At 74.4% G+C, this 1,225-nt stretch carries 2 protein-coding genes; both read left to right on the plus strand.

The features are described 5' to 3' along the window. A partial coding sequence (locus G6030_RS09365) for a 4'-phosphopantetheinyl transferase superfamily protein (RefSeq protein WP_182642949.1) occupies positions 1–495 on the plus strand: 495 nt, incomplete at its 5' end. After that, on the plus strand, positions 492–1,225 hold a 734-nt coding region (gene truB / locus G6030_RS09370; RefSeq protein ID WP_182642950.1), incomplete at its 3' end, for a tRNA pseudouridine(55) synthase TruB. The genes G6030_RS09365 and truB, both read left to right, overlap by 4 nt.

Genomic DNA, 1,225 nt, shown 5'->3' on the forward strand with positions numbered 1-1,225 from the left:
GTGCCGGTGTGGCCCGCGGGGCTGGTGGGCACGCTGACACACACCGACGGTCTGCGCGCGGCCGCTCTGGCCCGGGCCGGGCGGGTGCGGTCGGTGGGACTGGACGTCGAGCGGCACGAACCGCTCGCCGACGGCGTGCTCGAGGCGGTGTCGCTGCCCGAGGAGGCGGCGTGGGTGCGCGCCGCGCGCACGGAGATGCCGTCGGTGGCATGGGACGCGCTGCTGTTCACCGCGAAGGAGGCCACGTACAAGGCGTGGTTCCCGCTCACCCACCGGTGGTTGGGGTTCGCCGACGCGCACATCACCCTGGTACCCGACGGGGATGACGACGAGGTGGTCCGCGGCACGCTCGTCTCGCGGATCCTCGTCGACGCGCAGACGGTGGACGGCGGCCCGGACGCGACCGAGTTCCGCGGCCGCTGGGCCGTCCGGGGCGACCACGTGGCCTCGGCGATCATGCTGCGGCCCGCCGGTGTCGATAGCGTGGGGCCGTGACGCCGCGTAGACCCGATCCCCGTCCCGCCCCCGAGCCCGGCCTGGTGGTCGTCGACAAGCCCGGGGGGATGAGCAGTCACGACGTGGTGGCGCGGCTGCGCCGGTTCTTCGGCACCCGCAAGGTCGGACACGCCGGCACGCTCGACCCCATGGCCACGGGTGTGCTCGTCGTGGGCATAGAGCGCGCCACCAAGATGCTGGGCTTGCTCGCGCTGGAGACCAAGTCCTACGAGGCGACCATCCGCCTCGGCGAGACCACGACCACCGACGACGCCCAGGGGGAGACCACCGCGACCGTGGACGCCTCCGCGGTGACCGACACCGCGATCGACGCGGCCGTGGCCGACCTGACGGGGGAGATCGACCAGGTGCCGTCGGCGGTCAGCGCGATCAAGGTCGACGGGAGGCGGGCCTACGACAGGGTGCGGGCGGGGGAGGAGGTCGAGCTCCGGTCGCGGCGGGTCACGGTCACCCGGTTCGACGTGCTCGAGCGGGTCCGCGCCGGGGCGGTGATCGACCTCGTCGTCGTCGTCGACTGCTCCACGGGGACCTACATCCGCGCGCTCGCCCGTGACCTCGGCGCCGCGCTCGGCGTCGGGGGCCACCTCACGGCGCTGCGCCGGACCCGGGTCGGACCGTTCGGCCTCGATGTCGCCCGCACGCTCGACGAGCTGGAGGCCGCGCCGACCCTGTCCCTCGACCTCGACGCGGCCGCCCTGGCCGCGTTCCC

It is taken from the genome of Dietzia sp. E1, from assembly GCF_014145015.1.
Taxonomy (GTDB): domain Bacteria; phylum Actinomycetota; class Actinomycetes; order Mycobacteriales; family Mycobacteriaceae; genus Dietzia; species Dietzia cinnamea_A.